Genomic DNA, 24,995 nt, shown 5'->3' with positions numbered 1-24,995 from the left:
GAACTTATTCTTATGTAGGCACAAAGCCACATTGGGAATGGATTCCCGCTTTCGCGAGAAAAACACAATTGTATTGACTGTGGCTTTTTTCTCGCAACAAAAATAAAAACAGGATATAAAATTATGAAAAACTCTCCCAAAGGTGAGTTGAGCATACAAACTTTGGCAATGCCAGCGAATACAAATGCTAACGGTGATATCTTTGGCGGCTGGATTGTTTCACAGATGGACTTGGCTGCCGGAGTTTTAGCAAAAAAAATCGCTGCTGGACGTGCTGCTACGGTGGCAATTCATTCCATGAGTTTTTTAAAACCAGTGCACGTAGGGGATCTTATTAGTTGTTACGTTTCCTTAATTAAAAAGGGTAATACTTCTATGACCATGAATGTGGAAGTGTGGGCTCTTCCTGCAACTCAAGATGAACCCTATCAGGTTACCAATGGAGTTTTTATTTTTGTCGCAATTGATGAGAAAGGGCGACCACGGCAGATACCTAAATAATTATGACCAATGACTCAATAGAATTACAGCATTTGCTCACTGAAATGGCCGCTTTGATTGACCAAAAAGCTGAGCCTGATCCGCAATTGTATGCTTTATTTTTTCAACAACCACAACTGGCCTTTAAGTTAATTGATATTATCAATAATTTGGAAGAGCAGTTGGGTGAAGGGTTACCAGTTTATTCTGCGTGTATTTTTGCTTTAGATATTTGTGTGGCACAGTTGCAAGGTGCGGCAGAAGCGAACAATAAATTAAGTGCTAAGACTTTAAACCAATTGATGGATCATTTGGCAAAACTGATTAACTTTCAGAAACATTCTCTAAGTTTTTGGTTACCGATACTTAATTCTTTCTATGAAGCACATGTGGAGCTTATCGAAGATTTAAAAACTGCATACTTTGATTTAGCCAGCCATGAAGAAGAACTGCTTCCACACAGCAGTGAAAAGTCTCATCTGGATGCAATTCGTGATTTAATTCATGAACTTTCTGATCTTTCAGTGTTTGAGATTGCGGAGAATTTTTTCGCCCAAAGCTATGCTATGCCCGCAGATTTTTTTGCTGATCTGGTAGTGGATTTGTACAATATCGATGAGGGTGCGGATATTGCTTTATTTACCTTATTGCATCCAAAAGCAGAGGTCCGTGAAGTAGTGATCGAAACCTTAAGTTTAGTCATAGACAAAATTACTTTATCGTCTATTTCTTTATCGCGTTTGCAAACCATCATGTATTGGTATCCAGAGCGTGATCATCACATTTTTAAAAGTTGGATTAAAATTCAGCGTAAAAAAGGGGTTGTTTTTGTCCCTGAGGATGAAGGCGCTAAAGCTAAAATTCAAGCCACTGAAGTTGACGGTACTGGTTCACAAGGGTTATTCATTCATGCAAATAAAAAGCGCAAACATCGTTTGTGTGGTTTGTTATTGAAATATGATCAAGGGATTAAAGATGCGTGGATTACTCCTACTATTTCTACAAAAGAAGTAACGGAATATTATCACCAAGCTTTTGATGAAAATGTGACGTTACGTGAAGTGGATTTATCTTATTTTATTTTAATGGTAGAACACTTTTTAGCCATCACTATTGAACACAATGAAATTCCTAATATGCATTTTCTCGAAACTCAAGAATTATTAGGCTTACGCTTACGTCCGCGTAAATTAGATACGGAATATCTTTTTGAACTTTTGAGTGTACAAATTACCCCCTTTACTCAAGAGATTATTACTGAGTCATTACAACGTTCTAAATCGTGGCTAAAGAATAAAGCATTTACCGAGTCTTGGTATTTAGAAAATCCTTTAGTGGATAAATTAGTCAATCATAACAGTAGTTATGTGGATGGGGTCAGAGTGTGTCGTTTAGAGGATGCTATGACCGCAGTGTTTACTGAAGAAATGGAATTACATCGTAATAAATGGCAATTTCATTTTTTATGGGTTGCGCTGTGGATGAAAGCCAAGGCGCGCCCTAATGAGAAAGTATGGCGTGATAGCTTTCTGATCGCTTATATTATTCATGAAGGTATACCTCTAAAAGACATCCCGGTGATGCAAGAAATTTGTCGACAAACAGTGCTCAACAGCATTGAAACCATGCAAGAACGAAGAACGCATTTAAGCCAGGAATAATATGTTCAATGTGAGTGATGGATGCAAGGATATGTCGCACGCAAAACCTAAAGCATATATTGATTATATCAATGGCTTGAGAGCTTTTGCCGTCATCGCTGTTTTATTATTTCACTTGAATAATTCGCTCATTCCTGGTGGTTATGTTGGGGTGGATGTATTTTTTGTCATTAGTGGTTTTTTAATCACTCGCCTCATTATTAAAGAAATTACCCAAACAGGGTATTTTAATTTTATAAATTTTTATTGTCGTCGTGTTAAACGATTATTCCCTGCACTGTTTTTTGTTTTGTTATGTACTTTAATTGCAGGAGTGGTTTTACTTGCGCCTAGTAACCTGCGCTTTTTAGGCCGCTCTTTAGCTGCTGCCGCTTTATCTTTGTCCAATTGCTTATTTTGGCTAGAGAGCGGGTATTTTAACACTACTACAACATCGAAGCCTTTATTGCATACCTGGTCTTTAAGCGTTGAAGAACAATTTTATTTGCTTTGGCCATTCATTTTATTTTTAGTCGCAGTTAAATGGCAGAAGCGATTTTGGCCATGGGCAATTGTTTTTTTGGGAATAGTGAGTTTCAGTTTAAACCTTGCTTTGCAAAAAAGTCATTTAACTGCTTTATATTTTCTCATGCCATTTCGTGTTTTTGAGTTTTGTATTGGCGCGTTAATGGTATGGCTTATTAATCTTCGTCCAAAATCTGATTTTCCTAATGAATGTTTATGCCTGCTTGGCTTAGGCATGATGCTTTATGCGGTATTTTATTTTACTAAAGATACCGTATTTCCTTCTTATAATGCATTGCTGCCAACTATTGGTGCTGCTTTAGTGATTTATGCCGGTGGTGCCCGATATTCAGGAAAACTTTTTTCTAATAAACTGGCTGTTGGCTTAGGACTAATTAGTTACTCTTTGTATTTAGTGCATTGGCCAATTATTGTTTTCTATTCTTATTTTACCGCAGCAGAAATTACTTCTTTTTATATACAGATAATGGTTTGTGTAAGTGCAATTTTAGTTGCATTATTTACCTATCAATTTATTGAAAAGCCATTTAGGTATGCGGACACTTTAGATAAGAGAGCACAAAGAAAATTAATAGTACAATGGGTACCAAGTATTACGGTAACTGTCTGTTGTGGTTTTGCCTTATATATGAGTCATGGTCTTTTGTGGCGTATTCCTGCTCTTGACGGTGCGCAATTTAGCCCAGAACAAATTGCTCTGGATTACCATAAAGCTCATTTTGGCGGCCAAGGTTTTGCTTATCCTTTTGGTTGGACTTATAAAACATCCAGTAAGCGCCCTGACATTGTTTTATTGGGAGACAGCCACGCGCAAATGCTGCAGTATGGTTTAGCGCAAGAGATTGCAAAACCTTATCGTAAATCAATTTATATGGCAGGTTCCAGTTGCCTGGTACTACCAGGACTTTCACGTACAACACCGGGTGATGATTGGGATACTATTTGTCCTCATGTATTGCAGCAAGCATTGGCGCAGCTCAATAAAAAACCTGACTCCGTATTAATTTTATCTGAGTATTGGATTTTTCAAATTTTGATGGTGCATGAGCTAGGAAATCATGAAGCGTGGAATATTGATTTAACCAGTGTTAAGAAAAGCGATTATCAGCCATTATTTACAAAGCTGGCTAAACTACGCCAATTAATTGGGGATCATACTTTAATCATTATCGGTGATGTGCCCGGAGCGGGTATTAAAGACCCCTTTGCCTGTTTAACACGCCCTGTGATTTCGAAAACGCAGTGTATTGATAAGATTAATACTTTGGCACAGGCAAATACTAAAGCAATTAATGTGAATAGAGTACTTAAATCGTTTGCTAAAAATAACAGAAATACTTATTTCTTTGATCCCTATCGAGTATTTTGTACGGATACAATTTGCCATTCATTGAGTACACAAGGAGAGCCATATTACAGTGATGATAATCATTTATCGGAAGCGGGTTCGGCGTATTTTATCAGCCAAGTAAAAACAGAACTGTTACCGTTTTTTTATCATCAAAAATCGTAAGCGAGCACAAGTAGTTCCCTTGCGGTTTGTAGCACAAGGGACTACTTTAATCGATACACTTATGAGTATGGTTTAAGAAATAACGCAGGTACTTTGATTTGGCATCGACTCTTCTTTCTTTTGAGGTGCGGCAAGAAATCCATGGTTGTTTAATGCCTCTGCAATAGATTGTTGTTGAACCGCAACCGGCATATCCAGGGTTAAATTGCCTTCCAGAATTTTTTTACCATCTCCATCTTCAACAAAAATTTCAAGAGTTTCGCCCGGTTTGCATCTCTGGGCGTTAAGTTTGGCTAATTGTCCGCAATGATCAATAGTTATGTCGTAGGTATCTTGATTAGTTTGGTTATCTGTGCTGATTATCGTAAATGTCGATTTGAAAAGACTTCTCGCTGCAGCCCAATTTTTCATTACTTGGGGATCTTTCAATGCATTCATAAAATCAGCATTATTTGTTTCAATAATTTCACTGTTGAACGTTGTTGCCACCCTACGCATTAAATTATCTGTTCGAATATTGTAGCTAAATACAGTGAATTTATTTTTTGCTTTTAGATTTGGTTCTTGATCCATAGACGTCAATTGATTGATTAAACAAGAGGTAAACGTTTCTTGGTTGTTGTCATCACCGTCCGTAAATAATAAAATATTATTATGTGCTTTTGATTTTTGCACCAGTTCAATTAAATCACAGGTTGTTTCGTAGAGAGGAGTACCACCAGCAGCCTGGATGCCATTAACATGAGAGACTAATCTTTCTAAATCTGATTGGTTAAAAATGTCTAACTTATTTATGTTACTAGGAAAAGTAAGGATTCTAATGCGGGCATTGGGCTGAAAATCAAATAATTGTGTCGCCAGTGCAATGACACTGTTTTGCAAATTCTTTAAAGAGGAGCTCATGCTACCACTAGCATCCAATACAAAATGATAGTTTGGAGGCGTTGTTGATGCGGGAACAAAGAAAAATGGCTGTACTTGTGAACTCCCATCATCAAAGGGATCGATGGCATAAAATATTCTGTTTTCCAAAGCAGAGCTATTCAAAAATATAAAAGGGGCTTCGTCGGGGTTTATATTTTCAATGTGGATTATTTTTTCGGGGTAGTTTTTTAAATACTCTTTTATATCAAGAGTCGCTTTTCCATCGTTAGAAAATTTAAGGTTTGGATAAGTCAATAGATTGAACAGCGGCAGATACGCAGGATTTGGAAATTTGATTTCTAATGTTCCTGAATCTTGTGAAAAATGGACATTAACCCCTGTTTTTTTAAGGATTTCAAGTATAGCTGTACAGGAAGTGCGATTTAGTTCATCACTACATACAGCATTGGCTATTTCATCTGTCAATATCTTAGTAAATGAAAGTTGCTTTATGGTTTCTTGTTGTTCATTACCCTCAAACGCTTTTTGCAATTGTACAGCAAAGTCATTTGCCTGAGCTTTATCCTTACTGTTAAAGCAAAATAATCCTTCAATACTTGAAATATGAATATCTTCGGTTTGGATATGCATTGTCCGTAAAAATTCTTGCATGGTGTTTTGTCGTAGGATGTCATTACTTAAGCGTGGCATTAGAACTCCAACTATGTAGTTAAAAAACAGATACCAACCCGAATCATTGAAACCAGGAAGTATGAATGTTTGCTATCCTAGCATATTGATATAATTAATATCTACTATGTTTTAAATTGATCTCTATGGTTTTTTTGTGGCTTTCGTCTAAATTTTGTAACCAGTTCTTCGCATCCTTAAAACTAATTGTACGGGTTAGTTACGTCACAGCCAATTTAAAATATGCTATTATGGCTGAAATTTATGGTATTTTTTATGTTCAGGAGAATGAATGTTTACTGGAATAATAGAAACGACAGGCACGGTATTGAGTAATGAGCATCTCAATGGTGCTAATCGCTTAGTTATTTCTTGTAACTGTGAGCATTTACAAATAGGCGAAAGTATTGCCGTTAACGGTGTGTGTTTAACTTTACTTTCTTCACCAATGAATACGTTAAGTTTTGATGTTTCTCCTGAGACTTTACAATGCACCACTTTAGGCAGCTTAGCTGCCGGTGCTACAGCCAATCTAGAGCGGGCTATGCTGGCATCCACACGTTTTGGCGGGCATTATGTTAGTGGCCATGTTGATGCCATGGCAGAAGTCCATGCCATTAAAGAAATAAATGACTATATTGAGTTTGAGTTAAGTGGTTTTACTGCTCAGGCAATGTTATACCTCATTCCTAAAGGCAGTATTACGGTTGAAGGGGTGAGCCTTACCATTAATGAGGTGGATAACCAACAAATTAAACTGATGTTGGTTCCACATACTTTAGTAAAAACAACCTTGGGTCATTTAACTCCAGGGCAAAAAGTTAACATTGAATTTGATTATTTAACACGCATTATTGCTCATCAATTGGAAATAGCGGGTAAATTGAGGAAGGCTGAATGAATGTTTTGGTAACAGGAGCCGCAGGTTTTATTGGTTTTCATGTGGCACAAAAATTATGTGCTCGTGGCGATGAAGTGGTGGGCATCGATAATCTGAATGATTATTATGATGTCAGCCTCAAAATGGCACGTCTACAGCAATTAACGGTGTTTAAGAATTTTAAATTTATCCGTATGGAATTGGCCTCCCGTGAACAAATTGCACAATTATTTGCACAGTACCCATTTCAACATGTTATTCATCTTGCCGCCCAAGCTGGAGTTCGCTATTCATTACAAAATCCTCATGCTTATGTAGATAGCAATTTAGTTGGTTTTATAAATATCCTTGAAGGATGTCGCCATCACCAAATTGAACACTTAACCTATGCGTCATCAAGCTCTGTGTATGGGGCTAATAAAACCATGCCTTTTTCGGTGCATGATAATGTGGATCATCCTTTAAGTTTGTATGCAGCGACTAAAAAAGCCAATGAATTAATGGCACATACTTACAGTCATCTCTATCAATTACCCACTACCGGCTTACGTTTTTTTACTGTATACGGGCCTTGGGGTAGGCCAGATATGGCAATTTTTAATTTTACGCGTAAAATTTTAAGTGGTGAAGCCATCGATGTGTTTAATTTTGGTAATCATCGTCGTGACTTTACCTATGTTTATGATATTGTTGAAGGCATATTGCGCGTTCATGATCAAGTTGCTAAGCCTAATCTCAAATGGTCTGGTGAATTACCTGATCCAGGCACAAGTGCCGCACCATGGCGAATCTATAATATTGGTAACAATAATCCGGTACAATTACTACATTATATTGAGGTACTGGAAGAATGCCTTGGCAAAAAGGCGAAGATGAATTTATTGCCCCTACAACCTGGCGATGTGCCTGATACCTATGCTGATGTGGATGCATTAAAAAATGATGTAGGCTATCAGCCAAGCACCCCTGTTGAAGTTGGTGTAAAACATTTTGTAGAGTGGTACCTTGATTATTACGCAGTGCATAAAACTCAGAATGAAAATCAACAGGCTAACTTATAAGAGTGAGAAAGTGTAAATATGGAAGGCGGGGTTTCAGTATTAACATCAATTGATGAAAGAAAGCTGGCTATTATTGGATTAGGCTATGTTGGACTTCCTCTAGCAGTTGAGTTTGGTAAAGTTCGTTTGGTAATGGGTTTTGATATTAATGTGAATCGTGTTGATAAATTAAAAAAAGGCCATGATACCACTTTGGAAGTAAGCCAAACGCAATTGCAGGAAGCCAAGCATCTTTATTTAACGGCTGATCTTAAAGAAATTGCATTTTGTGATACGTATATTATTACAGTTCCTACACCTATAGATGAATATAAACGCCCAGATTTTACCCCTCTTATCAAAGCCAGTGAAATCGTAGGTAGTATGCTCAAGCCCGGAGATATTGTGGTTTATGAATCCACTGTTTACCCTGGGGCTGTTGAAGAAGTTTGTGTTCCTGTACTAGAACGTGTGTCTGGCTTGCACTTTAACAAGAATTTCTTTGCTGGATACAGTCCAGAACGAGTTAGTCCTGGCGATAAACAACATCGTGTCACTTCAATTATGAAGGTGACCTCCGGTTCGACACCTGAAGTTGCGGATGTAGTCGATGGTCTTTACCAGCAAATTATTACTGCCGGTACTCATAAGGTAAAATCTATTAAAATTGCAGAAGCAGCTAAAGTGATTGAAAATACGCAACGTGATTTAAATATAGCGCTTATCAATGAGCTGGCGATTATTTTTAATAAATTAGGTATTGATACCGAAGCGGTACTCAAAGCTGCAGAAACCAAATGGAATTTTTTGCCTTTTCGTCCTGGTTTGGTTGGTGGACATTGTATTGGAGTAGATCCTTATTACTTAACCCATAAAGCGCAGGCAATTGGTTATCATCCAGAAATCATTCTTGCCGGTCGGCGGCTTAATGATGGCATGGGCACTTATGTTGTTTCACAGTTGATTAAAGCGATGATTAAAGAGCGTATTCATGTACAAGGTTCACGAGTGTTGGTGATGGGATTGACCTTTAAAGAAAATTGCCCAGACATTCGCAATACGCGGGTAATCGATATTATTCATGAACTAAAAGAATATAATATAGAGGTAGATATTTGTGATCCATGGGCGTCTGCTGAAGATGTAGCCCATGAATATGGATTCAATTTGATTGAGCATCCAGCAAAAGAAGCCTATGATGGTATTGTTATTGCTGTAGCGCATCAACAATTTAAAGAGATGGGTATTGAGACGATTCGTTCTTTTGGCAAGATGCAGCATGTGCTCTATGATTTAAAATACTTGTTTGCTGCAGAAGCTAGCGATTTGCGCTTATAGGAGAAAAATGAATAACCGACGATTGTTGTTCATAGTCAATGACCCTGCGTTTTTTATCTCTCATCGTTTGCCATTGGCTATTGCTGCGAAAGCTAATGGCTTTGACGTGCATGTTGCCACACCTGAGGCTAAAGCCAGTGAAAAAATTAAGAAATCGGGTTTTATTTTTCATGCTATTCCTTTGTCACGTAGTGGTAAAAATCCGTTTAAGGAACTCTTAAGTTTGATGGCTTTATATCGCTTAATGCGTGAGGTAAAACCCGATTTAGTCCATTTAGTAACTATTAAGCCTATTTTGTATGGCGGCATTGCTGCACGGTTAGTGAACGTTCCCGCGGTAATTGCTGCTGTATCCGGATTAGGCTATGTTTTTACTTCTCCTGCACCCAGTGCTAAATTTTGGCGGTTGTTAATCAGCCGCTTATATCGATTAGCTTTAGGTCATACTCATCTTAAAGTGATTTTTCAAAATCCTGATGATCGGCAATTATTTTTGGAAAACAAAGCATGCTCTGCTGCCCAAACGGTGATGATTCGTGGTTCAGGGGTTGATTTAATGACCTATAACGCATTGCCCGAACAAACGGAAATACCGGTGGTGGTAATGATTGCTCGTCTATTGCGAGATAAAGGGGTATTGGAATATGTAAATGCAGCAAAAATTCTTAAAGCTGAGGGCATGCACGCACGTTTTTTACTTATTGGTGAGCCTGATGCTGGTAATCCAGCGTGTATTGCCCCCGCTTTATTAACACAATGGGAGCAAGAGAAAATAGTTGAGCTACTTGGTTTTCGTGAAGATATTGCCAAATTAATTGAACAAGCTAATTTGGTGGTATTACCTTCATATCGCGAAGGATTGCCCAAAATTTTAGTTGAAGCTGCTGCTTGCGGACGTGCAGTGATTACCACTGATGTTCCAGGTTGTCGCGATGCTATTGAACCTAATCAGACAGGTTTATTAGTCCCTGTGCGTAATGTAGATGCACTGGCTTTAGCAATTAAACAATTAATTGATGATCCAAGTTATCGTCAACAATTAGGCAAAGCAGGTCGCGCGCTTGCTGAGCGTGAATTTGCAATAGAGCGTATCGTTGCCAAACATTTGGATGTGTATCAGGAATTAGGTGCTTTAACGCAGGGGTATGCTCAATGATTTGGGATTTGCCTAATGTGCTAGTGTGCTTATCGGTTATCTTTGCAGCATACTTATTGGGCAAAATTAAAGGAACGCATGCGCTTGGTTTATCTCTGATTAGCTTTGTGCCTTTTTGTTTGAATAATGTTTTGTTTAATCCGATGTATATGCCAGATCAATTCACCTACTGGCATATGCTGCATGCCATTAGGGATTTTGATTATACTCCCTATATGTATAACACGCGAGTAACCGAAGCCTCGGTGATGTATGCTTTTCTGCCGCTGCCCTTTGTTGAAACAATCAATAGTGTTGGGTTTTTTAATAAATTTTTATTAATCGTTGTCTTTATCTGGGCCTCTTCTGTTTTAAAATTACGCGGTTGGATCCTGTGGTTTTTATTGCTGTATCCCAGTCTGCTTCTATACAGTTCTTTAAGTTTGCGGGAAATGTTGATTTGCACGGTCATGCTATTGTCTTTGTGGACTTTAATGCGTGGATGGTATGTACTCACTTTCATTTGTATCGGATTATTGTTTGAAATCAAAATGCAAAATGCGCTTTTAGTTACCATGTTTTCTTTGCTTTATCTTGCTAAGCGGTTTACTAATATTCAACTTACATACAAGAAAACGATTATTTTTCTGGGGGTATTGCTGGTTTTATTCTACTTTGCGTTTCCATTTTTACTCAGTAAAATTGAGTACTACAGGGTACGGATGTATTTAGAAGATGGTGGTGTGTTTGCTGAGTATCGCCCAATTAGCGGTTTCATTGATTTTATCCAAAAAGCAGCATTTGGTATTTTTCGTGCTTTATTTTATCCTTTGCCATGGGCTTGTAATAGCAAATTCCAACTAATCCAATCGCTTGAAAATATTGGTGTTGCATTATTACTTATCTGCTTTTCCTGGAATAATTATCGCGTTATTCCCAGACAAACCGTTTTTTGGTTATTCTTTCTGTTTGCCGGTTTATTGATGTATGGTTTGGTAGTAAATAATGTAGGAACTATAGTGCGTTATAAATTACCATTTGTCGTCGTTTATTTTATTTTTCTAAGCTATGAGCGCGTTCGATACAACCAAGGGATAGTTCGTGCTTCGTCTTATGCACTGAACAATGAATAGGAATGGAGATAACTGGGAGCACGATGGTGGTTAATAACCCACATAAAGTCATACATATTATTACTGGTCTTGATGTTGGTGGTGCAGAACAAATGCTAAAGCGTTTATTGCTTTCTGATCCTGAATCCAAAGCTCATGTTTTAATTATTTCTTTAACGGGGATTGGCACAATTGGTAAACATTTAGAAGCATCAGGTTATCAGGTACATGGCCTGGAGTTTCGCCGTCTGGCTTCTCTAGCGACAAATTTTTTTGCCTTAATGAAACTGATTCGAGCAAATAAACCCGCAACCGTGCAAACCTGGATGTATCATGCCGATTTTTTTGGTGGTTTAGCGGCACGGATGGCTGGTTGTCACAATGTGATTTGGGGCATTCGTAATACCTTTGTGCCTCTTGGTAGTAAACAGACTTATGTGCTCATGCGCTTATGCGCCATGCTTTCTTATGTCGTTCCGAAAAAAATTATTTGTGTTGCTGAAACGGCTAAGAACAAGCATATTGCTTACGGTTATCAGTCTAAGAAAATGCAAGTTATTCCCAATGGCTTTGATTTTGCCAGTTTTGATGGGGACAAAATTGATAAAAAGCGGATACGTAAGGAATTGGGGCTTGATGATGCAGCGTTTGTTATTGGCTGTGTGGGGCGCTTTCATCCTGATAAAGGACAAGACATTTTTGTTATGGCAGTAGCCTTATTGGAAAAAATACATGATAAGCACATTCATTTTCTTCTCATTGGGCGTGATTGTGATAAAAAAAATGAAGAATTAACCAATAGAATCGATTCATTTGGGTTAAATTCTTCTTTTATTTTATTAGGGGAACGCCATGATATTCCTGAATGCCTGGCTGCGATGGATGTATTTTGCATGCCTTCGCGTACAGAAGGATTTCCCAATGGCTTGGGTGAGGCTATGGCTATGGGCCTAGCCTGTGTGGCTACCCATGTGGGTGATACTAAATTATTAACCGGTGATGCGGCGATTATTGTTCCGGCCGATGATGCCATGGCGTTAGCTGCTGGTTTAACCAAAGTGATTTGCATGCCAGAAATAGAGCGTAAAGCCTTAGGGCAGCAAGCAGCAGCGCGTGTGCGTGAACAATTTTCTATCGATAATGCTCGCGAGCGCTTTTATACTGTATATCAGGAATTGACGGAGTAATCTTATTAATGTGCGGTTTTTCAGGTGTCTTGTCTCAAGTTGATTGGTCCTTTATGGCCGAGCAACTGTTGTCTTCAATGAGTCATACGATTGCACATCGCGGACCAGATGATTGGGGAATATGGTTTGATCCTCAAACAGGGATTGGGTTAACACATACCCGTTTAGCCATTGTTGATTTATCTCCGGCAGGGCATCAACCCATGATTTCTGCAAGTGGTCGTTATATCATTGCATTTAATGGTGAGATTTATAATCACCAAAAATTAAGAGCAGAATTAAACAACAGCAATTGGCGTGGTCATTCCGATACTGAAACTTTGTTAGCCGGTTTTGACGCTTGGGGTATTGAAGCGACTATTGATCGCACTGTGGGCATGTTTGCTTTTGCATTGTGGGATAAGCAGTCACAGATCTTAACCCTGGGACGCGACCGTGTTGGCGAAAAACCTTTATATTATGGCTGGCAAGGTGAGGTTTTTCTTTTTGGTTCTGAGTTAAAAGCATTAAAAATTCATCCGGCTTTTAAAAGTGAATTAAATAACGAAGCCTTGGCCTTATTTTTGCGCCATAATTATGTTCCAGCGCCTCACTCAATCTACAAGAATATTTATAAGTTATTACCAGGGACTTTATTACAACTTTCTTTAAAAAATCCACAGCCAGTAATTAAGAGTTATTGGTCTGTGGCGCAAGCCGCTATTCGTGGTTCTACAGCCCTTTTTAAGGGAGATGAGGTAGAAATGGTGGATGAGTTAGAGCGCCTTGGCAAAGAAGCGATTGCCCAGCAAATGATTGCTGATGTCCCTTTGGGTGCATTTCTTTCTGGGGGTGTTGATTCATCCACTGTGGTGGCTTTGATGCAAGCACAATCATCGTCTCCCGTACGGACGTTTTCTATTGGTTTTCATGAAGAGCAATATAATGAGGCAAAATACGCCAAGGCGGTGGCCCAGCATTTAGGGACGCAGCATACGGAACTTTATATTACAACCAAAGATGCTTTAAGTGTTATTCCTAAATTATCAACTTTATATGATGAGCCTTTTTCTGATTCATCACAGATCCCCACCTTTTTAGTTTCCGAATTAGCTAAAAAAGAGGTCACTGTTGCCTTAAGCGGTGATGCAGGAGACGAGTTATTTTGTGGATACAATCGCTATATCATGACCGCTAAATTATGGGGGACAATTAATAAGGTCCCTTTAGCCTTGCGTAGAGGCACTGCCAAAATGATGCGTCAAGTCTCGCCACGAGCATGGGAGCGTCTGGCTTTTGTAGTACCGGTATTAAAACGCTATTCGCAACTGGGTAATAAAGTACATAAAGGGGCTTATGTTCTTGCAAGTGCTTCTGCGAATGAGGCTTATCGGCGCCTGGTATCTCATCATGACAATCCGTATTCTTTACTGGCTATGGATGGTAGAGAACCCTCTACCTTTGTAGAGCAGCATAGCGAACAGTTGACTTCTTTGTGCAGTATCAGCCGGATGATGATCATGGATTTCATGTCTTATCTTCCAGATGATATTTTAGTGAAAGTCGATAGAGCTGCTATGGGTGTTTCGTTAGAAACACGAGTTCCATTTCTTGATCATCGTTTAATTCAATTTGCCTGGAGTATTCCCTTGGCGATGAAATTGCATACGGGCACGAGTAAATGGCCTCTGCGGCAATTGCTATATCGTTATATCCCTTCGCAATTGATTGAACGTCCGAAAATGGGATTTGCTATTCCTTTGCATGAATGGCTGCGAGGCCCTTTACAATCTTGGGCTGAGGTTTTGTTAGAGGAACAGCGTTTACGCCAAGAAGAAATCTTTAATCCATCAGCGATCCGTAGTTTGTGGGAGCAGCATTTAAAAGGTAAGGGGAATTTCTCCGCTTTATTATGGAATGTTTTAATGTTCCAAGCTTGGTGGGAAACGCAATAATTTAAAGGCTGACAGTCTCTCAGGCGATTTCATCAAAGATTAAAATCCAACCAAATAAAGGAAAGAAATAGAGAGGAGATGTTAAAAAGAGGTAGCGTAAAGAGCTAAAAGATTTTAGAAATCAGGCGCCTACGCTAAGGAGCGTAGATTATAAAAATCTTAAGAAGGAGCCTGATTGTGGAAAGTCCGCGTAAAATTGGAAAAAATCAATATTTGTTTCATTGTTTTTTATCAATCAAGGATCCTCGAGTTATTAACCTGATTTAGCTAATTTTTAAGGGTAAGGGCAATAAGTAAAGAAAATTCCCGTTTAATTTAATGGTAAAATTATTTTAATTGATAATGTGCGTCAATTGTACTAACATATAATGAGTAGAGATTATTTTGAGAGAAATATCATGACCAATGCTAGAAGGGTGGATAATACCAAAACACCTACGGCTAAAGACCCAAGCAGGGTGAACAGATCGCAATCAAGGACTGTACGTGCTAAAACTTCACGATTAGGTTTTCGTGCATCTGAATCGCAAGCCAAAATAATCCGGATGGCCTCGGATATAAGTCATAAGTCATTAACTGAATTTATAACGGATAGTGCGTATCAAGCTGCTGAAAAAATTATTTTAGATCAGAGACTTTTTATGGTTTCTGGCGATATCTTTAACCAATTTTCCGATATTCTAGATCGCCCAGAGCAAGATAATGAAGGGCTAAAGGATTTATTTTCTTCATCATCTCCATGGGATTTAAATGACGTTAAAAAAACCTGAACCTTTAAATAAAGATCATAATTTAATTGATTTTAATAGTAATTACCTAGAATTAGATGAATGGTTAAAAAAATATGCTTTTCAAGCAAAAACGTCTGGTTCTGCCAATACTTTCATAGTTGCTGATAATAATCTTGTGGTTGGTTTCTATAGTCTTACAGTAGGGCAAGTCGATGTTGATGAAGCATCTGAACGCATAAAAAAGGGAATGGGCAAATATCCAATTCCTGTGGTCATATTAGCAAGATTAGCTGTTCTTCATACATATCAAGGTAAGGGTATTGGAAAAGCACTACTTAAAGATGCAATATTAAAAACCTTGCAAATTGCAGAACAAGGAGGTGTAAGAGCTTTATTGGTTCATGCGATAGATGAAAAAGCGGAAACCTTTTATAAACGATTTGGCTTTGAACCATCTCCAATAAGAGAGAATCAACTCTTACTTCTTTTAAAAGACGCTAAAAAAGTAATATCTGAACACCGGTGACCTAAATTTCACGCCATCCTGCCCGGAGAAATAAACTTATCTTAATAATTTCTTAACAATTATCAGTTAAGATTGTTTATCATCTAACTAAAGAGATAATTGATTCTATGATTTATATAAGCATTCCTAACAACTGGGTCTTTGATAATACTACTTACAACTTTGATGCATTGGTGGATGGCTCTAAAGAAACTCCTAAGATTATTAATTTGCAAGAGCTGGTAAAAGAATGGTTACGCACTAAAAAAAGGCATGTAAGTTTGTTTACTTTTGATCTACAACAAACTCATAATGAAGTTATCACTGTATATTGTAAACGCCCACCAGATACAGAAGATATTTTTATTCAATATTTCCCTAATCAAAATGGGAAACAAAAATCAACACATGCGCTTGAAGTTAAGGGAAAAGATGTTCAAGGTACAAAACCAGTTCATGTAGTTGGTTCATTGTGGCATCAGATTCCAGAAAATCTAAGTGCGGTATCTTTGGAACGCCTTGACGAGGTACGAAGAAGATCTACAGAGCAAAAATATAATAGACAACATATAGGGAATTGTCCTTCTGCTACTTAAATAGAGGTATTCGCGAGTTATGGCATGGCATATTCATGCCGATTTATTGATGATGGCTCTTGATTTAATAAGCATTAAATTAAGGGAAACTGCCATTGCTGAGATAAATCCAATTTGCAGTATCAGATTCAATTTATTGGTGCTGAGAGTGAAGCAATAACACAAAGCAAAAACAGATAGAGTTGATAAGAGCACAATGGGTAATAAATCAATAAATAACCAACGCATATGGAATTGTTTGATGAAGCGATGATGGATAAAGGCGCTCCAAATGCTGAAAAAACTGATATTGGCTACAAACCACACCCAGGCCGCACCGTTCATGCCATAATGACTGGTTGCCCAGATAATGGCAGGGATGAGTAAAGCGGCAAAACAGGTATTACCGATGAGATGTAATTTCATCGTGCCATGGGCGTATTGGATGTAATATGGAAAAGTTGTAAACGCCAAGGCGGCATTTCCCAAGGCATATAAACGCAGTACCAAGGCCGTTTTTTGGGAAACAACAAGGTTATTAGTCCACAACCACAGTATTTGTTCTGGAAATAACGCCAAGACAAGGCTTGCAGGTATGGTGATGGAGGCAACAAACCGAGTGGCTTGCCTATATAATTTTAGCATTTCTTGTTCATTGTTTTCTGCATTCATTTTTGCCATGCGCGGCATCAGGACCATACTAAAAGGGGCGCTAAAGAGCATCACGCCACTTGCGGCAAGTACACCTAAAGTAAAATAACCATACTCAGTGAGTGAAAGCAGTTTGGAGAGAATTAATTTATCGGTTTGGGTGATGACAATCCAAATGGATGAAGTAATCGAGATACTTAGAGCAAAGGGAAGAATGGGTTTGATGCTGCTAATGAGCGCTTTAAGGTTATATTTTGGTGATTCATTTTTAGGACATATTGGAACGTTCTTAATTGCTTTGATAGCCAGAAATGCTAATTCAAAAAAAGAGACAAGGATTTGATAGAAAAAAAAGATAAAAGGTGTTGTGCCAACATAGATTAAAACAAGCAATACCCCAAGATATCTTAAGGTAGTAAAGATTCCTGTATAATAACCAAGCCAGACAAATTGCTCAGCACCAATAATAGTTGCGCGATAGATACTGCACATCCAACGCAGGCCAACGCTCACAGCCATTAATTGTACGGCAGTTTGTATTTCATGCACGCCAAGTTGTTGTGCATTAAGCCAGGAGTGAGCAACATAAGGAGCAATCATCAATAAAAAGCCTGCGCCAAGAATCATAATCAATAGAAAAAGTAATTGCAGAGCGTGCAGTAATGCACGGTAATCGTGAACATTAATTGCTCCGGCACGCATGCGTGCTGTTTCGCGTGAGATGCTTGGGCTTAAGCCAAAATCAAGTATATTAAACCAACTTTGTAAGGCAGTAAAAAACCCTACTAAACCATAGGCCTCAGCACCCATGTATTTTAAATACAAAGGTAAAATAAGCACCCCTGCCAAAGTCATGTAAATTTGACTGGTATAGTTCACAATAAGATTTTTTTTAAAACTCACATATATCCTGGATGGCAAGTGCTTAAGGTATGGTATTAGATGAAGACAATACGTAATTTTTTTTTGTCTGTCAATTAACAGGGATGTATGAAATAGGGGTTCCTTCCCCTTAAATAGCTACGGCTGTCAGCTGTTAGAACGCTGGTTCATTTTATATAAAAACAGTAAGTTATACTCAATTTTCGTATAGATCTCTCTGGTTTACAACCCACTATGCGTAGGTCTTGACGTGTGAAAAGATGCTAATTATTTTTTGACAAAAATAAGGTTCCTATTTAGTATCCATCATCAATTAATGGAACTTTTACAAGGGGTGCATATGGATCACTTAGATCTCCAGGCGCGAATCAGTTTATTTGGTTTGCTACATGAATTATATCGAAATAAAACGTTGCTGTTGCTAAGCTCCTTGTTAGGGTTAGTGATTGGTTTTGCGGTGATTTTTTTTAGTGAGCCCGTTTATGAGGCAAAAATTAGAATCAACGCACCGAATGAAGGAGGTATTGCTCCTCTAAATATAGGACGAACAGGGAAAGACCCAGTTTTAAAGCCAATACTCTTGGCGGATGCTTATTATATTTTTCGAAATGCTTTACTTTCTGACGCGGTGAAAACAGAATTTTTTAAGCGATTTTATCAACTTGATTTCCAGAAAATGCAAAACAAACCTTTATCGGTTGAACAACTGCGTGCTTCTTTGGCGCATAATCTGGCGGTAGTGGAAAATCCTCAAGCGCTGGGGGATAAGTATATTCATTATACGGTAGCAATTCGTGGGCATAATCCCAAGCAGGTTGCGCAATGGTTAGCGGAATATATTAATTTGGCACAGAAGCATGCTTTGCAAGCAGTGCTTAAAATGACCAGGCAGCAAACAGCGGTGCTGCTGGCACATACTCAGCAAAAAATTAACATTGCACGCACTCAAGCAAAGCAACAGCGTTTAGATAGGATTGTACAGTTAAAAGAAAAAATACATCTTGCGCAGTGGGAAGACATGAATGATGATTTAATGATGGATAATGAGCCTTATCCTGATAATCCGGCGCGTTTACGTGCAGAAATTAAAAATCTCAGTGAACGTAAATCCGATGATGCGTTTATTCCTGGTTTACGTTTCATGCAAGCGCAAGTGCAGTTTTATAATTCGCTGAAGATAAATACTAATAATGTTAGGCTCTATCGTTTAGATGGCATGATTGAAATCCCAGACTATCCTATCGCACCGAGGAAACGCTTAATACTGATGGTCTATCTAGCAATAGGCTTTTTAGTAGGTGTATTAGGAGTAATGTTTCAAATCGCTTTAAAAACTTCATCATCTTGATGATTGCTTAATATTGTACTTTACCGCGTAAATCAGTTAACACTCGACTGCCAGTACAAAACATAGCTACTTTAAGCTCATATTCAATTGTAAGCATTCTAGTAAGCACTTGCTCTGCAGATACCAAAGCTGCTTCCAACATTGGTTTTGCATAACCTACAGTACTGGCACCTAAAGCAAAAAGTTTGGCCGCATTAAGCCCATGAGTTACGCCGCCTGAGCCCCAAATTTCATAGTTGGGTTTTATTTCAGCTGTTTGCCGTACTGCAGTTGCGGTATCAATACCCCAATCTTTAAAAGTCATGGCTGCTTGATGGCGAATAGGATCTTTAGTTGCCGCTCTATGCCCTTCAATACGTCCCCAGTGTGTACCACCTAAACCACCAATATCAACAGCTGCAATGCCTATATTATTTAATCGCATCATGGTTGCTCGTGAAAAACCACAACCGGTTTCTTTGACAATAATTGGTATTTTAAGTTGTTTTACGGCATGTTCTAATGCATGCCATGAACCTTTATATTGGGTGGTTCCTTCTGGTTGTATACATTCTTGTAACGGGTTGCAATGAATAATTAGTGCATCTGCTTGCAATGCGTCAGTTAAGCACTGGATCTCCGCAATTGGAGTAGTGATCAGTTGTGCGATTCCTAAATTGCTATACAAGCTGACATTAGGAAAATCACGACGCAGAGGCTGCCATTCAAATGCCGCTTTAGGATCGGTGAGTTCACGTCGTTGTGAACCAACACCCATAGCCCAACCGCTTTGTGCACATGCTTCAATTAAGTGGTGATTAATATGTTTCGCACGACGATGACCAGCAGTCATTGAACTGACGACGAATGGCTTAGCCACCGTTTTACCAAATCGTAAACCCTCAATGACAAGTTCATCAAAATCAAGATCGGGCAGGGCATCATGTATTAATTGGATACTGTCTAAAGTACTTAATGCAGTGGTTTGATTTTCAGGCATCAAAGACAGTTTGATGTGATCTTGCTTTCGTTGTTCAAACTGTTCGTATTCGTTACTCATGGATCTTGCACCTATTTTACTACGATAATTGATTCAATAATTGGTGCATGGAAATGGCTGCATTGGCAAGTTCAGTACCTTTGTGGCCATGCTTGCCACCTATTCTATCCCAGGCTTGTTCCTTATTTTCGGTGGTTAAGATGCCAAAAATTACTGGGAGATTGTATTCTAGGGAAATTTGCATACAACCTTGGCTTACCATCGTACATACTAGATCATAATGAGTGGTTTCACCACGAATCACTGAACCCAAGGTAATGATTGATTGCACTGTTCCAGATATTGCCAAACGTTTGGCCACTAAAGGGATTTCTATTGCACCAGGTACCTCATAAACCCGAATATGTTCTTGAGAAAAACCTCGTTTTAATAATTGAGTAATAGTTCCTTCTTGCAATGCTTGGGTAATTTCACGATTGAACACGCCAACGATGATGGCAACAGGAAATGGTGTTACTGGTGTTGTATTTTCTGTTGTCAATGTTGTGTTTTGCATTATTCCTCACTTATTCATCTGCGCCTTGGTATTGATACCCATGCAATTTACCTGTTTATCCTGCTATTTTCCACTTATTTGGGTAGATGCATGGCCTTTAGTGCGTTATTTTTATTTATGTGGAATAATTATACTGTTTTTTATACTGAGAAACTGCAATTGTATTAAATTGACACAGTCAAGAGGAACTAATTAGATGAGTACATCCCGAATCGTTGTTGGAATTAGTGGTGCATCAGGAATAATTTACGGGATTCGCCTTTTAGAAATGTTACGTAAGGCTTCTATTGAAACTCATTTGATTGTTAGTAAATCAGCACAACTCACCTTAAGATATGAAACTGATTTATCGTTAACAAATCTTAAGGATTTAGCCGATACTTATCACTCCTGGAATGATGTGGGAGCAAGCATTGCCAGTGGTTCTTTTCAAACGAGGGGCATGATCATTGCGCCTTGTTCTATGAAAGCCTTAGCTGAAATTGCTCATGGTATTGGCGCTAATTTGATTGGGCGCGCGGCAGATGTTACCTTAAAAGAGCGACGCAAACTTGTAATTATGCCGCGTGAATCTCCTTTGCATTTAGGTCATTTGCAAAATATGGTTGCTGTAACTCAGCAAGGAGGTATTATTTGTCCGGCGATGCCAGCCTTTTATACGAAACCCAAAACCATAGATGATCTCGTTGAGTACAGTGTGGGGCGAATTCTTGACATCTTTGGTATTGAGAGTGGCATTCAACGTTGGGAAGGTTAACGCGTTGTAGTTAGCCACGGTACCAATACTCTTAACTTTATGGTAATGAGCACTGTGCTCATAAATCATTTTGAATTCAACATCACCCAATTGGCATAAGCTTCCATGAAATGGCATATGAATTTTTTGGTATCTTCGCTAGCAATATCACCTTGTTCATTGAACAAACTACCTGCTTGCCCTATATAGGCTTCCGGTTGTTGCAACACGGGAATATCTAGAAACACAAAGGTTTGACGTAAATGTTGGTTAGCGCCAAAGCCACCAATTGCTCCTGGAGAAACGCTAATTACCGCACCTGGCTTTTTGCCCCAAATGCTTTGACCGTAAGGACGTGATCCCACATCAATCGCATTTTTCAAGACACCGGGAATAGAACGATTATATTCTGGGGTAACAAAAATGACGCCATCACATGCTTTAACTTGTTTGCGAAAATGACTCCAAGCGTCAGGTATGCGTCCTTCATCATCTAAATCCTGATTGTATAAAGGTAACTCGCTAATTTCAATGATTTGTAGGTTTAAAGAGGAAGGGGCTAATTTCATTAGAGTATGAGCCATTTTTCGATTGAATGACTCTTTACGCAAACTTCCAACGATCACTGCGATTTTTTTGCTCATAATACTAAGTCCTTGTATCGGAATGAGAATTAATTATTGTACCGATTATTTAAGTGTGTGCAACTTGATAGTATAGGAGGGCATACGAAGAGATAATAAAAAAATACCCTGTTCAACCCAGAACATTACATTCCATTTTGAACAAGGTATTAAATAAGTTAATTATACCACTTCAACTTCTTCAGCTTGAGGCCCTTTCTGGCTTTCACTTGCTTTGAACATAACAGTAGCACCTTCAGCAAGGGTCTTAAAGCCATTGCCTTGAATTGCACTAAAATGCACAAAATAATCTTTTCCACCGCTTTCTAAGAAGCCGAAACCTTTAGACTCGTTGAACCACTTTACTGTACCGCGAATTTTTTCTGACATGTTAATTTCCTAAATTGTTACCACACCATTGTAGCATTATTTTATTACTTGTGCTGTTTTTTTATTAAATATTTTTATTTTTTTTCGATTTAAGGCCAAAACGCGCATCATGCAGGTGCATCATAGATGATTTTTTCTTAAATTTCTAATGATTCTTAGACTCTATAATTTGAGATTTAACTAATTCCTCGCCATCTTCTTTTTTTAGATTAAGAAAAATTATTCCCGAAATTAGAGTGAGTACGCCCAGCATAAAAAAAGTTTCGTGGAATGTTTTGAGGTTTAAAAAATGATGTGAGGAAAAGAAACTAATAAAAATGGCCGAGATGGCAACCCCAAAACTTTGCGTTAATTGTTGAATAGTGCTCATAATGCTGGTTGCAGCACTCATATCTTTTTCTTCTATATTGGCATAGGCTAAAGAATTCATGGCGGTATATTGCAACGCGATTAAAAAACCATAAGAAAAAGTTAAAAGGCCAATTTCATAAATCGTAGAGGAGGCGTTAATCGAGCAAAAAGACCATAAGGCAATGCTAACTAATAGGGTATTTAAAATAAGTAAGCGTTTATATCCTAAGAAGCGCAATATATAAACAGACATTGGTTTTACCAAAAACACACCAAGAGCTATAGGCGCGAGTAAGAAACCAGAGAGTTGCGAATTGTAATTTAAGCCAATTTGCAGCATGAGTGGTAATAAGAAGGGGGTACCACCAAAGCTTAGACGGCCAAATAAATTACTGACAACGGAAATGCAAAAAGTGCGAGTGTGTAATAGTTCCATTTTAATGATGGGATAATGCTTTTTGCGCGAATGTTGAGCATAAACGATGAGTAATAAAAGAGAAAGGATAAATAAGGTAACCGCATGGCTGCTATTGACATTAGTCTCGCTAAACATCGACAAACTAAAAGTTAGCGTTGCTAAGCCACTACCAAAAAGAATAAAACCTGATTTATCTAAAGTGTGAACTTTTCTTGGAGGCATGGAAGGCAATAACTTGATTGATAATAAGATAGCAACTAGGCCTAAGGGAATATTAACCCAAAAAATCCAGCGCCAAGAAAAATTATGGGTGATCACACCACCAAGCAAGGGGCCAAGTAGCATCCCTAAAGAAGCAACCATGACCACAAGACTCATTTTGGCGATTAATTCATGCCGTTCACAGGTGCGTAAAATAATAAGCCGCCCTACTGGCATGGTGAGTGATCCGCCCAAACCTTGTACTACACGAGCGATGATCAATTCCCATAAATTATTAGTAAATCCACACCACATAGAACTTAAAGTAAAGATGGCTATTGCAGAGATAAATACTTTTTTTATACCAAATTTATCCGCAATCCAGCCGCTGACTGGAATGAAAATGGCAAGGCTCAATAGATAACTGATCAATGCCAATTTAAGATCAATAGGATTAACGTTTAAGCTACGAGCCATCACTGGAATCGCAGTGTTGATAATGGTGGTATCAACCGCTTCCATGAGCATGGCAAAAGAAACGATGAGTAACGTTATGTTTTTTTTCATTAATTCAGTATATCAGTCACTTACTGATGAATTCTATGCTCTATGAGGAATTTTATATCGCAATAGGTTTATTGTTTAAAACTTGAAATGTACGGCAATTAGCCGTAATTAAGACGATTAGCAATTGATGAACGAATACAAAGACAAGGATTTGGTGAACTGTTGCTAGTAGATGCATTAAAAAGAGCCGGTAAATTAAGTAGTGAATTAGGCTCAATAGCAATGATCGTAGAGGCCTTGAATAGTAATGCTGTATTTTTTATGAACAATTTGGTTTTCAAAAGTTTTTAGATAAAATGGATCAACTATTTTTAACTATGGATGTTATTAAGAAAATTTAAATTATAAATGAATTGATTAAATGAGTAGTAAAATTTGTATCACGGTTAATTTATAAGCTATGCTGTAACTTTCCCTTTCATAAAGAGTTTTTTATGCCATCAATGTCACAATTTATTATAATTACTAAGGACGCAGAAATTCATTATCATCATGGGGATTTTTCTACAATGGCGTTGCCAGTGAAAATAACGGGTCTTTATGCTTATATTGCTTACAAAACGGAGGAAGATCAAATTTTTGTTGCATGCCCTTTTAAAGACTATAAAAGTATGCATTCAGGGATTGCCTTAGTATTTAATTCAGCAAAAAATAAACACTTATCATTTTTTATTCTTGCCGCTCAAGAACGAATAAAGAAATTTATGCATCAGGGACCTTCTTATGGAGGAGAGGTTTTATTTGAAGACGGAAACGTGCTTTTTTGGAATTTTAAAAGTAAAGCTTATTCTGCAAGAAATTTCGATTATAATGATTTTAATCCTGAACTGAATAAAGTAATTGCATCCTCTATATTTCCAGCAAACTCTTTTATGAAAATCAAAGATGCAGATGTCTTTGCAGAGCGCTACCTGAATAAGAATTTTTTTGAACAAGATGGCCAATATGGAACACCACAACAAATTGAAAATAAAGAAAAGATAAAGGATTTTTTAGCAACAATATTTTTAACAACTGATGATATTGCCAACGAAGCAAAAAGTGAACTGACTTTGGCAAATCAATCATCTGATGATATTGCCAACGAAGCAAAAAGTGAACTGACTTTGGCAAATCAATCATC

The 24,995-nt window shown here is 38.1% G+C and carries 23 protein-coding genes; 16 read left to right on the top strand and 7 right to left on the bottom strand.

What is annotated here, in order from left to right:
• Window positions 1-123: 123 nt before the first annotated feature.
• Genes QM652_RS07280 through QM652_RS07270 form a run of 3 tightly spaced genes read left to right on the top strand, consistent with a single transcriptional unit; the run spans window position 124 to window position 4,179 of the window.
• A complete protein-coding gene (locus QM652_RS07280; RefSeq protein WP_415074316.1) occupies window positions 124-501 on the top strand; it encodes an acyl-CoA thioesterase in 378 nt (125 codons plus the stop codon).
• Window positions 502-503: 2 nt separating this feature from the next.
• On the top strand, window positions 504-2,141 hold the full coding sequence (locus QM652_RS07275) for a hypothetical protein (protein ID WP_415074314.1): 1,638 nt from the start codon (window positions 504-506) through the stop codon (window positions 2,139-2,141).
• Between the two features lie 31 nt (window positions 2,142-2,172).
• Window positions 2,173-4,179: an acyltransferase family protein gene (locus QM652_RS07270; protein ID WP_415074312.1), complete on the top strand. Its 2,007-nt coding sequence runs from the start codon at window positions 2,173-2,175 to the stop codon at window positions 4,177-4,179.
• A 72-nt stretch (window positions 4,180-4,251) separates the two neighbouring features.
• Here the strand turns inward: QM652_RS07270 and QM652_RS07265 are convergent, their stop codons facing one another.
• Window positions 4,252-5,715: a VWA domain-containing protein gene (locus QM652_RS07265; RefSeq protein ID WP_415074310.1), complete on the bottom strand. Its 1,464-nt coding sequence runs from the start codon at window positions 5,713-5,715 to the stop codon at window positions 4,252-4,254.
• A 310-nt stretch (window positions 5,716-6,025) separates the two neighbouring features.
• Here QM652_RS07265 and ribE point away from each other — a divergent pair, with 310 nt between their 5' ends.
• The 10 genes from ribE (at window position 6,026) to QM652_RS07215 (ending at window position 16,191) form a co-directional block, all read left to right on the top strand.
• Window positions 6,026-6,634, top strand: a complete 609-nt coding sequence (gene ribE, locus QM652_RS07260) for a riboflavin synthase (RefSeq protein WP_415074308.1) — start codon at window positions 6,026-6,028, stop codon at window positions 6,632-6,634.
• Window positions 6,631-7,674 carry an NAD-dependent epimerase gene (locus tag QM652_RS07255; RefSeq protein WP_415074306.1) on the top strand — a complete coding sequence of 348 codons (1,044 nt, stop codon included), beginning with the start codon at window positions 6,631-6,633 and terminating at the stop codon, window positions 7,672-7,674. Before ribE ends, QM652_RS07255 begins: the two co-directional genes overlap by 4 nt.
• A gap of 18 nt (window positions 7,675-7,692) precedes the next feature.
• A complete protein-coding gene (gene tviB, locus QM652_RS07250) occupies window positions 7,693-8,991 on the top strand; it encodes a Vi polysaccharide biosynthesis UDP-N-acetylglucosamine C-6 dehydrogenase TviB (protein ID WP_415074304.1) in 1,299 nt (432 codons plus the stop codon).
• A 7-nt stretch (window positions 8,992-8,998) separates the two neighbouring features.
• A complete protein-coding gene (locus QM652_RS07245; protein WP_415074302.1) occupies window positions 8,999-10,147 on the top strand; it encodes a glycosyltransferase family 4 protein in 1,149 nt (382 codons plus the stop codon).
• Window positions 10,144-11,259: a hypothetical protein gene (locus tag QM652_RS07240; RefSeq protein ID WP_415074300.1), complete on the top strand. Its 1,116-nt coding sequence runs from the start codon at window positions 10,144-10,146 to the stop codon at window positions 11,257-11,259. The genes QM652_RS07245 and QM652_RS07240 overlap by 4 nt, the downstream gene beginning before the upstream one ends.
• Window positions 11,260-11,261: 2 nt before the next feature.
• Window positions 11,262-12,425 (top strand): glycosyltransferase family 4 protein, encoded by a 1,164-nt coding sequence (locus QM652_RS07235; RefSeq protein ID WP_415074298.1) that lies wholly within the window; start codon window positions 11,262-11,264, stop codon window positions 12,423-12,425.
• 8 nt (window positions 12,426-12,433) lie between these two features.
• Entirely contained in the window at window positions 12,434-14,359 is a 1,926-nt protein-coding gene (gene asnB, locus QM652_RS07230; RefSeq protein WP_415074296.1) for an asparagine synthase (glutamine-hydrolyzing), read from the top strand.
• A gap of 398 nt (window positions 14,360-14,757) precedes the next feature.
• A complete protein-coding gene (locus QM652_RS07225) occupies window positions 14,758-15,129 on the top strand; it encodes a DUF1778 domain-containing protein (protein ID WP_415074294.1) in 372 nt (123 codons plus the stop codon).
• Entirely contained in the window at window positions 15,110-15,616 is a 507-nt protein-coding gene (locus QM652_RS07220) for a GNAT family N-acetyltransferase (RefSeq protein ID WP_415074292.1), read from the top strand. The genes QM652_RS07225 and QM652_RS07220 overlap by 20 nt, the downstream gene beginning before the upstream one ends.
• Before the next feature lie 107 nt (window positions 15,617-15,723).
• Window positions 15,724-16,191 (top strand): hypothetical protein, encoded by a 468-nt coding sequence (locus QM652_RS07215; RefSeq protein WP_415074290.1) that lies wholly within the window; start codon window positions 15,724-15,726, stop codon window positions 16,189-16,191.
• Between the two features lie 33 nt (window positions 16,192-16,224).
• Here the strand turns inward: QM652_RS07215 and QM652_RS07210 are convergent, their stop codons facing one another.
• Window positions 16,225-17,724, bottom strand: coding sequence for an oligosaccharide flippase family protein (locus QM652_RS07210; protein WP_415074288.1), 1,500 nt, complete (start codon window positions 17,722-17,724; stop codon window positions 16,225-16,227).
• Window positions 17,725-18,043: 319 nt separating this feature from the next.
• On the opposite strand from QM652_RS07210, the gene QM652_RS07205 reads away from it, so the two are divergent.
• Entirely contained in the window at window positions 18,044-19,051 is a 1,008-nt protein-coding gene (locus QM652_RS07205; protein ID WP_415074286.1) for a Wzz/FepE/Etk N-terminal domain-containing protein, read from the top strand.
• A gap of 7 nt (window positions 19,052-19,058) precedes the next feature.
• Here the strand turns inward: QM652_RS07205 and fni are convergent, their stop codons facing one another.
• Window positions 19,059-20,090, bottom strand: coding sequence for a type 2 isopentenyl-diphosphate Delta-isomerase (gene fni / locus QM652_RS07200; RefSeq protein ID WP_415074284.1), 1,032 nt, complete (start codon window positions 20,088-20,090; stop codon window positions 19,059-19,061).
• 19 nt (window positions 20,091-20,109) lie between these two features.
• Complete coding sequence (gene ribH / locus QM652_RS07195) at window positions 20,110-20,586, bottom strand: 6,7-dimethyl-8-ribityllumazine synthase (protein ID WP_415074282.1); 477 nt, start codon at window positions 20,584-20,586, stop codon at window positions 20,110-20,112.
• Between the two features lie 196 nt (window positions 20,587-20,782).
• Here ribH and QM652_RS07190 point away from each other — a divergent pair, with 196 nt between their 5' ends.
• Window positions 20,783-21,343 (top strand): UbiX family flavin prenyltransferase, encoded by a 561-nt coding sequence (locus QM652_RS07190; protein ID WP_415074280.1) that lies wholly within the window; start codon window positions 20,783-20,785, stop codon window positions 21,341-21,343.
• A 65-nt stretch (window positions 21,344-21,408) separates the two neighbouring features.
• Here the strand turns inward: QM652_RS07190 and QM652_RS07185 are convergent, their stop codons facing one another.
• The 3 genes from QM652_RS07185 to QM652_RS07175 form a co-directional block, all read right to left on the bottom strand.
• The gene (locus QM652_RS07185) at window positions 21,409-21,966 is read right to left on the bottom strand and encodes an NADPH-dependent FMN reductase (RefSeq protein ID WP_415074278.1); all 558 of its coding nucleotides are present in this window, start codon (window positions 21,964-21,966) and stop codon (window positions 21,409-21,411) included.
• 162 nt (window positions 21,967-22,128) lie between these two features.
• Complete coding sequence (locus tag QM652_RS07180) at window positions 22,129-22,335, bottom strand: cold-shock protein (protein ID WP_415074276.1); 207 nt, start codon at window positions 22,333-22,335, stop codon at window positions 22,129-22,131.
• A gap of 145 nt (window positions 22,336-22,480) precedes the next feature.
• Window positions 22,481-23,872, bottom strand: coding sequence for a DHA2 family efflux MFS transporter permease subunit (locus QM652_RS07175; RefSeq protein WP_415074274.1), 1,392 nt, complete (start codon window positions 23,870-23,872; stop codon window positions 22,481-22,483).
• A 434-nt stretch (window positions 23,873-24,306) separates the two neighbouring features.
• Between QM652_RS07175 and QM652_RS07170 the strand changes: the two genes are divergently transcribed.
• On the top strand, window positions 24,307-24,995 hold a 689-nt coding region (locus tag QM652_RS07170), incomplete at its 3' end, for a hypothetical protein (RefSeq protein ID WP_415074272.1).

This window comes from Legionella sp., assembly GCF_047605385.1.
GTDB lineage: Bacteria > Pseudomonadota > Gammaproteobacteria > Legionellales > Legionellaceae > Legionella.
The sequence above is the reverse complement of the archived record's forward strand: the minus strand, read 5'-3'. Positions and strand labels throughout refer to the sequence as shown.

Excerpts from the sequence above, each read along its gene's own strand:
- QM652_RS07280 (WP_415074316.1), top strand. The coding sequence starts at position 124 with ATGAAAAACTCTCCCAAAGGTGAGTTGAGCATACAAACTTTGGCAATG.
- QM652_RS07275 (WP_415074314.1), top strand. The coding sequence starts at position 504 with ATGACCAATGACTCAATAGAATTACAGCATTTGCTCACTGAAATGGCC.
- QM652_RS07270 (WP_415074312.1), top strand. The coding sequence starts at position 2,173 with ATGTCGCACGCAAAACCTAAAGCATATATTGATTATATCAATGGCTTG.
- QM652_RS07265 (WP_415074310.1), bottom strand. The coding sequence starts at position 5,715 with ATGCAAGAATTTTTACGGACAATGCATATCCAAACCGAAGATATTCAT.
- ribE (WP_415074308.1), top strand. The coding sequence starts at position 6,026 with ATGTTTACTGGAATAATAGAAACGACAGGCACGGTATTGAGTAATGAG.
- QM652_RS07255 (WP_415074306.1), top strand. The coding sequence starts at position 6,631 with ATGAATGTTTTGGTAACAGGAGCCGCAGGTTTTATTGGTTTTCATGTG.
- tviB (WP_415074304.1), top strand. The coding sequence starts at position 7,693 with ATGGAAGGCGGGGTTTCAGTATTAACATCAATTGATGAAAGAAAGCTG.
- QM652_RS07245 (WP_415074302.1), top strand. The coding sequence starts at position 8,999 with ATGAATAACCGACGATTGTTGTTCATAGTCAATGACCCTGCGTTTTTT.
- QM652_RS07240 (WP_415074300.1), top strand. The coding sequence starts at position 10,144 with ATGATTTGGGATTTGCCTAATGTGCTAGTGTGCTTATCGGTTATCTTT.
- QM652_RS07235 (WP_415074298.1), top strand. The coding sequence starts at position 11,262 with ATGGAGATAACTGGGAGCACGATGGTGGTTAATAACCCACATAAAGTC.
- asnB (WP_415074296.1), top strand. The coding sequence starts at position 12,434 with ATGTGCGGTTTTTCAGGTGTCTTGTCTCAAGTTGATTGGTCCTTTATG.
- QM652_RS07225 (WP_415074294.1), top strand. The coding sequence starts at position 14,758 with ATGACCAATGCTAGAAGGGTGGATAATACCAAAACACCTACGGCTAAA.
- QM652_RS07220 (WP_415074292.1), top strand. The coding sequence starts at position 15,110 with ATGACGTTAAAAAAACCTGAACCTTTAAATAAAGATCATAATTTAATT.
- QM652_RS07215 (WP_415074290.1), top strand. The coding sequence starts at position 15,724 with ATGATTTATATAAGCATTCCTAACAACTGGGTCTTTGATAATACTACT.
- QM652_RS07205 (WP_415074286.1), top strand. The coding sequence starts at position 18,044 with ATGGATCACTTAGATCTCCAGGCGCGAATCAGTTTATTTGGTTTGCTA.
- fni (WP_415074284.1), bottom strand. The coding sequence starts at position 20,090 with ATGAGTAACGAATACGAACAGTTTGAACAACGAAAGCAAGATCACATC.
- ribH (WP_415074282.1), bottom strand. The coding sequence starts at position 20,586 with ATGCAAAACACAACATTGACAACAGAAAATACAACACCAGTAACACCA.
- QM652_RS07190 (WP_415074280.1), top strand. The coding sequence starts at position 20,783 with ATGAGTACATCCCGAATCGTTGTTGGAATTAGTGGTGCATCAGGAATA.
- QM652_RS07185 (WP_415074278.1), bottom strand. The coding sequence starts at position 21,966 with ATGAGCAAAAAAATCGCAGTGATCGTTGGAAGTTTGCGTAAAGAGTCA.
- QM652_RS07180 (WP_415074276.1), bottom strand. The coding sequence starts at position 22,335 with ATGTCAGAAAAAATTCGCGGTACAGTAAAGTGGTTCAACGAGTCTAAA.
- QM652_RS07175 (WP_415074274.1), bottom strand. The coding sequence starts at position 23,872 with ATGAAAAAAAACATAACGTTACTCATCGTTTCTTTTGCCATGCTCATG.